Genomic DNA, 6,911 nt, shown 5'->3' on the forward strand with positions numbered 1-6,911 from the left:
GAGGTCTACCTGAAGCACCGGGAACTGGCGAACACGCGGCGAGAGCGACAGCAGCAGCTACAGACGGAACTCGATCAGCGTCACACGCTAGAACAGCACGTAGGCACGGTGGCGGAGCAGGTCGATCGCCTCCGCTGCACCTTTGATCCCGATCGGTTTCAGCGCGTGCAGGACATGTACCAGCAGGTGAACAGCCGCTGTGTTGCCCTCATCGCTCGTCTGCCCGATATGCTGAAGTACTTGGAAGAGCTAGACCAGCAGGTGATGAAGCTGGAAGCGATTCGTACCAAACGCACTCAGGCGAAGGCTGCACTTGACAAGAAGCGTAAGATTGATCGCTTCGTCAAGTTTGCTCGTAAAGCCTACAAAGACGCTGGACCGCGCATCACCGAACGCTATTTGCACAGCATTTCGCGGGAGGCAGACCGCTTGTTTCGAGAGTTGCTCAATCGTCCGAATGTTTCGCTGGATTGGACCCGCGATTACGAAATTATTGTTCGCGAGGGAGCGCACGATCGCCGCTTCGTTAACCTCTCTGGTGGGGAGCAAATGTGCGCCGCGCTGGCGGTACGACTGGCACTATTAAAGGTGTTAGCAGATGTTGACATCGCCTTTTTTGATGAGCCAACCACGAATATGGATCGACCGCGCCGCGAACAGTTAGCAGAAGCGATCGCTAACATTAAAACGTTCCGTCAACTGTTCGTAATTAGCCACGATGATACGTTTGAAAAAGTGACGGAAAACATTATCGTGGTGCAGCGCGAAGCGTGAAGGTGCTTGAGCTTGTTGAACCAACACTCAATCAAATGCTGCTCTTGGTATGAGCGGGCATCGTAATCTCGTGGTTGCTTGCGATTGGAGCGCGGTGGAATCACAGAAGTTCCGAGATGCTTGTAACGAGCAAGACAGAATTAAATTTAAACCGTTCGACAGCAATCACGCCTTTGACCACGCTGTTTGACAAATGAAGAACCAATCTCTTACCACTGCTCCCAGGAGGTTTGCGCAGCCTAAAAACATGAGAGAATGCACTATTTTGGTGCAGGTTGAACAAGTTGAGACTGCCGCTTTTGGCAGTACTTCGTTGCTTTATACTTCTTCACCTTTACATAAGGTTAATACCTATTCTTCAGTGAATGGGTCCCTTAACATACAGACACAAGTGGTACGGCTTCAAATTAAAAATGGTACCGTTTTCTCACAGAAAGACTGAATTCCTTTATTCACTGGTAAATTCACGCAAAAAGCCAATCTCTATCTTTAGGTAGATTAGCTCCAACAAAATAGAGTTAGGTGATTTAACGATGGAAAGTCTAGTAAGGTTTTGTCATTCTGAGAAGTGTCGGGCATCTACCGTTAACTCTTATGCATCAAGCTACCGTTGGAATCTCCGTCGTCGCGTTGCTTTTTCTCTCCGCACTCCCTGCAATGGCAGAGCGAGAAGGTGTTCCAGGACGCCGAGTTGGAGGTGGAACCCGCTTGGCGCCTCAAATGCTGTCCATGATTCATGCTCCTAACTGGTAGCTTAAGCGCGGCTAACTCTTGCTCCTTGCTCTAAGTTCATGTAGTTAGATTGCCCATATTACCTACACGTGATCTAGCTGTCGCGGAGTGAGAGCGGTTTTCTTACCGTTTAGTTTTTGCTGCACGGCGTCGCGGCTCTGACGCGCCAAGGTTTGATTCGGATTAAGTTTCAGCGCTTGGTTGAGGGCGGCGAGCGCTTCCTGATACTTGCTCGATCGCGCTAGCGCAATTCCCTGCCCCGTCCAGGCATATCCATCTTTTGGCTCAAGCTGAGTTGCTTGACGATAAGCGTTGACGGCTTCCTGGGGCTGCTTTAGCGCCATCAAAACGCCGCCCCGGTTAAACCAGCCGATCGCAGATTTTGGGTCAGTTTCCACAGCTTTGTCCGCAGACGCTAGCGCGTCCTGGTACTTACCAACTCGCCAGAGAACAGCACTTCGATTTGCCCAGATGTCAGCTAGAGTCGGCTTATCGCTAGGATTGACATCGCCACGGAGCGCTTGATCATACGCTGCGATCGCCTCCGGGTAGCGCTCCAGCGTGCGGAGAATTCGACCTTTGTTGAACCAGCCTTGGGAGTAGTCAGGCTTTAGGGTCACAGCACGGTCCGCAGACGCCAACGCTTGGGCGTATTGATTCATACGCCACAGAATTACGGCGCGGTTGCTCCAGGCTTCTGGGTAGTCGGCGCGAATTGTAACGGCGCGATCGACTGCCGCCAGTGCGTCGTCCAGACGGCGCAGTCCTGCAAGCGCTGTTCCCTGCTGATCCCAAGCGTAAGCAATTCCCAGTTCATCCCAGCGCGCATCCGCGTCAATTGCTTGTTGAGCAGCGGCAAGGGCTTCCTCATATCTGCCGAGCTTGTTGAGAGCAGCACTGCGGTGGCTCAGCGCTAGTGAAGAGTTGGGGTCTAACTTGAGGGCTTGCTCATGGGCAGCGAGGGCTTGCGTGTGCTTACCGAGCTTGCTGAACAGTATGCCCTGCTTATTCCACAGCGTTCCGTCTTTTGGCAGGATTGTCAATGCTCGATCGTAGGCAGCGACGGCTTCAGAATAGCGATTCGATCGAGTTAGCGCCAAGGCACGATTTGACCACGCAAGCGCAGGAGAGCGATCGCCCCAATTCGCATTTGCTGTCAGGGAACGATCGCAGGCGGCGATCGCGGCGTCCTGATTACCCAGTTCGGACAGAACGCGACACTGCTCGGACCAGATGGGTGAATCGTTGGGTGCCTGCGCCAGTGCCTGCTCGTAAGCAGCGCTGGCATCCACGTGTCGTCCCAGACGCTCGAAGGCTTTGCCTTTGCCGCTCCAGGCATCTACCGCACGTTTGCTGCCCCAGGCTTGATTGAGTTGAAGGGCTTGGTCGCAGGCGACGATCGCGCCCTCCTGGTTGCCCTGGTCTGAGAGGGCTTCGCAGCGCTGCGTCAATTGTTCGGATGTAGCGTCGCGGTCGTCGGTTACTTGAGGGGCCGACTGAGAGACAGCAGGCGCTTTGACAGCTTGCGTCCCAGTTGGTGCAGGGCTGATAGAAGGCGAGGCAGACGGTTTGTTCGCCACAGTAGAAACTGACGGCGGGGCAGGCAGGCGCTTCTGAGACACTGCTACGGCAGCGATCGAAGCAGTACTCGCAACTAGTGTGGGCGCTGTTTGCTCAGACGGCGTTACGGTTGGCACAATTCCTGCCTGCGCCAGCGCCTTGTAGATTAGCGACACCGCCTCGGCGCGGGTCATCTTAGACGAGGGATTTACCGTACTGACAGGGTCCCACTGGGACTCAATGACTCGGTTTTCTAGCTGCTCTAGCGTTCCAGTATTCAGATTGGGTGAGACTAGCGCCATCAGGGTTGGAGCGCCCTGCTGACCAGAGAGGAGGCGATCGGTATAGCCAACCAGGAAAGGGAGTCCGTGCTTGTCGGCTGCTCGTCGCAGCATTCCTTTAAAGTGTGAAGCAGAAATGAGGGCGTCCGGACGAAACGTCCCATCTGCGAATCCACTGACGATACCGTCTGCCGCTAGCGCCTTAATGTATGGCTTTGCCCAATGAGTTTCGATGTCTTTCAACGATCGCGCACCCTTTTTCACCGTATTGGTTCGACTAAGAGTCTCCGGCGGGGCGACCGCGTTCACTGGCACGGCTGCCACCGCCTTAAGGGTGAAGAAGTTCCCCGTCTGGGGTTCTGTGCTTGATGAAGAAACAGGCGGTTGAGCGTGTGGTGTTAAATCCAGTACAGTAAGGGTAGCCAGCGTGTAAACAGCAACGGTCGGCGGGCGCATAGCAGTGACTCGGAGAATTGAGCGATTAGCTTAATTAGAAATTCCGAGAGAATTCAGCAAACCCGGAAAGTTGCTGGCTGAGACTTGAGGTGAATGTGTGCTCAGTCTAATTCAGTTTCCAAGACAGAGGCGATCGCCTGCTTGGGATTAGTGCGAGCCTCTTTGACATTCACGCGGTTCAGGACCCAAATCGCAAACACCATTGCCACCGCTTGGAGCGCGAATACCAGTCCATACGCCAGCACTGGGTTCGTAAACAGGCTTTTACCCACATCTAGGCTGGCACCGCCTGTTACCACGGCAATCCCCCTAGCTGTCGACTGTCCCAGTCCCCAAGCACCCATGAATGTGCCTGCGGTTTCAGCAGCGGTCAGGTCCAGCATTAAGCTGATGGTGCCTGTCGTAATGATCCCGTTTGCCAAACCAAACAGGAATAAGGATGCTTGCAGTAGCCGAGGATTCGCCGTAAATCCAGAGAGACCAATCAGTCCGACCGCCAGTGCAATTAAAAGACAGCCAAGCTTAGCCGTTCTGCGCTTGCCCAAGCGCGGCACCAGGAAAAAGCCCGTTGCGCTCAAACTAATCAGCGTGCCAATGCCAACGAACGCATTGAGTCTCGTGCTTTCGGAGACAGGCATGCCAAAGACCTGACCGCCGTAAGGCTCCATGACGGGGTCAATCATGAACAAGCTGATGGTCATCACGACCAAAAAGGTGAAAAACCGCGCCGTTTGAGGATTCACGGTCAAGATTCGCCAAGCACGACCGAGCGTGATGCCGTCCTCTCGATCGACGACTGTGGAACGCGAGGAATATTTAGAAAACGTGCGCTCGATCCCCACCGTTGCAACGAGTGCTAGCCCCACCACGATCGCTGGAATAACGGTAAACAGCCGATTTACAGACGCCTGCAACGTCTCGATCGTGGAGTCGGTGCTCAATTGACCCAGCAAGCTACCGCTCAGAACCGCCCCCACAATAACGCCCACCATCAGCATTGACCACACAATGCCAACAAGCTTAGAGCGGTTGTCTGCTTCCGATATATCGACAAGCAGCGCCATGAAAGCGGTCGAGCTAGCGCTGATGGCTAATCCATAGACGACAAAAACAAACGCTAGCAGTCCTAGCCAGCCGATCGTGTGCGGTGCCCAAGTCCAGCCGCCTGCCGTTTGCACAGCGCTGCCTAGCTGCCACATCGCTTGCACAGCGAGAAATGCGGCGATCGCCAGTACAGCGGCTCCCATCCAGATATAGCCTGTGCGGTAGCCGCCAAACAGCCGCTTAGCGTCAGATAGCTGACCAAACCAGATTCGCGCTGGAGAAACAAACAAGGGGATTGCAACCAGTCCGGCAACGATCGTGGCGGGGATCGCCAGCTCCTGAATCATGACTCGGTTAAGCACGCCCAGCGTCAAGATGGACATCATGCTCAGCCCCATTTGAAACAAACCCAGCCGCAGCATTGTTGGCAAGCCAACTTTGGGCAAGTTGGCAATCGTTTTTGTTGTGTTCATGCTCGATCGCCTGAAAATTTCAACAGTGCATTTCCCCAGCGTTAGCAGATGGAGATGGAACGGTACGTCAAGACTGAGCAGACACGACCGCTCTCAGCTGCATGAGTACTCGGATGCTGAGCAGCTTATCATTTGATTTTTAGCGGCACGTCTAAGAAGGCTTTAGCTCAGGTAGGGGTTATGTCTGACTTATAGCCAAATTTCACGATTCAGTCGGCAGGTCTGATAAACGGAATCGATCAGGGGTGCACTTGACCCGATTATGCTTGAGGCAGATTTTAAACTAGGCGGACGGCAGGCAATAATCCCGAAGATTGTTGGTAGAGGACAGCGTTAATGACAGAAGCACGTCAAACTAGAAGCATCTGCTACTGGTGTGGGCTGAGTCACAGCGCTGGTGTCCCGCTCCGAGTCTTTGTCGAGCCATTTCTATGATTGAGCTTCTAGCTGCTCTCTCTGCGTCGGCGGCGGCAGGCATCCGAATTGCTTTGCCACTGTTGGTGATTGGGTTGCTCTATGGTGGTGCGCTGTGGTCGCAAGTGCCAGTTCTGTCGCACATAACGCCGTCGATCGCGTTGGGGATTCTTACGTTCTGGTCTGTGGCAGAGTTAATCATCTCGAAGAGCCGATTGGGTCAGCGGCTGCTGCAAGCGATCGAGTTACTGTTTAGCCCGTTTGTTGGTGCCATTTTAGGCATGGCAGTGGCACGAGCCGCCGGCGAGCCGTCCTGGTTAATTTGGCTGCTGGGAGGTGTGGGGGGACTGCTGGCGTTGGTGCTGCAACTGGTGCAGCTTGGCTGGTCCTATCGCCTGCGTCGAGTGCCGCTGTGGGTCATGTTTGCTCAAGATACGCTGTGCGTTTTACTGGTGCTGTTTGCGTTTGATGCGCCGAGTCAGGGAGGGCTGATTGCCCTCCTGCTTTTGTGGCTGGCGATTCGCAGCTCTAAGGAGTGGCATCGCTGGTATCGATCGCAGGCAAAACCAGGGGCACGAGGGGAACCAAGGCGATATAAGCAGGAACCGGATTAGAGTGAGGAGTAGGATCAAGCGATGACTCCTCTCCTTCCAAATTTCAAAATGATGCAAACGCCAATCCTGCCGGAAATGGACGAACTCTGGCAGCAGACGATCGTCTGGAAGCCCTCGCCTGAACAGCAGAGACAGTTTCAGCGACTTTATGAAGCTGTTCTAGAGGGCAATCGGCAGCTCAACCTGACCCGAATTACGGAGCCGCAGGAGTTTTGGGAGAAGCACCTGTGGGATTCGCTGCGGGGCATCCGAGACCTGTTACAGGTGGACTCGCCGCAGCGAGCGATCGACATCGGCACAGGAGCAGGTTTTCCAGGAATTCCCATTGCCATTGCTCAACCCACTTGGACCGTAACGCTGCTGGACTCGACGCGCAAGAAAATAGCGTTTGTCGATCGCCTGCTAGAGGAGCTTGAAATAAAGACTGCCACGGCGCTAGTGGGTCGCGTTGAGCAGGTGGGACACGATCCGGCGCATCGGCAGCAGTATGATCTAGCGCTAATTCGGGCGGTTGCCACCGCTAACGTCTGTGCCGAATATGCCCTGCCGCTGCTGAAGTTGGG

The 6,911-nt window shown here is 54.4% G+C and carries 6 protein-coding genes and 1 pseudogene; 4 read left to right on the forward strand and 3 right to left on the reverse strand.

Annotated features, from left to right (window positions below):
* On the forward strand, positions 1-774 hold a 774-nt coding region (locus H6F43_RS19760; RefSeq protein WP_190344677.1), incomplete at its 5' end, for an AAA family ATPase.
* A gap of 5 nt (positions 775-779) precedes the next feature.
* Here the strand turns inward: H6F43_RS19760 and H6F43_RS22440 are convergent.
* Positions 780-878: pseudogene (locus H6F43_RS22440) on the reverse strand (IS5/IS1182 family transposase); the annotation flags it as partial.
* A 490-nt stretch (positions 879-1,368) separates the two neighbouring features.
* Here H6F43_RS22440 and H6F43_RS22015 point away from each other — a divergent pair.
* Positions 1,369-1,527 carry a hypothetical protein gene (locus tag H6F43_RS22015; RefSeq protein ID WP_206754589.1) on the forward strand — a complete coding sequence of 53 codons (159 nt, stop codon included), beginning with the start codon at positions 1,369-1,371 and terminating at the stop codon, positions 1,525-1,527.
* 62 nt (positions 1,528-1,589) lie between these two features.
* Here H6F43_RS22015 and H6F43_RS19765 read toward each other — a convergent pair whose 3' ends face one another.
* Together H6F43_RS19765 and H6F43_RS19770 are read right to left on the reverse strand one after the other, a co-directional pair.
* Positions 1,590-3,803, reverse strand: a complete 2,214-nt coding sequence (locus tag H6F43_RS19765; protein WP_190344679.1) for a tetratricopeptide repeat protein — start codon at positions 3,801-3,803, stop codon at positions 1,590-1,592.
* A 101-nt stretch (positions 3,804-3,904) separates the two neighbouring features.
* Positions 3,905-5,320, reverse strand: coding sequence for a BCD family MFS transporter (locus H6F43_RS19770; protein ID WP_199290474.1), 1,416 nt, complete (start codon positions 5,318-5,320; stop codon positions 3,905-3,907).
* 431 nt (positions 5,321-5,751) lie between these two features.
* On the opposite strand from H6F43_RS19770, the gene H6F43_RS19775 reads away from it, so the two are divergent.
* Together H6F43_RS19775 and rsmG are read left to right on the forward strand one after the other, a co-directional pair.
* Positions 5,752-6,348, forward strand: a complete 597-nt coding sequence (locus H6F43_RS19775; RefSeq protein WP_190344681.1) for a DUF4126 domain-containing protein — start codon at positions 5,752-5,754, stop codon at positions 6,346-6,348.
* A 21-nt stretch (positions 6,349-6,369) separates the two neighbouring features.
* On the forward strand, positions 6,370-6,911 hold a 542-nt coding region (rsmG, locus tag H6F43_RS19780), incomplete at its 3' end, for a 16S rRNA (guanine(527)-N(7))-methyltransferase RsmG (RefSeq protein WP_190344683.1).

Source organism: Leptolyngbya sp. FACHB-36 (assembly GCF_014695955.1).
Taxonomy (GTDB): domain Bacteria; phylum Cyanobacteriota; class Cyanobacteriia; order Leptolyngbyales; family Leptolyngbyaceae; genus FACHB-36.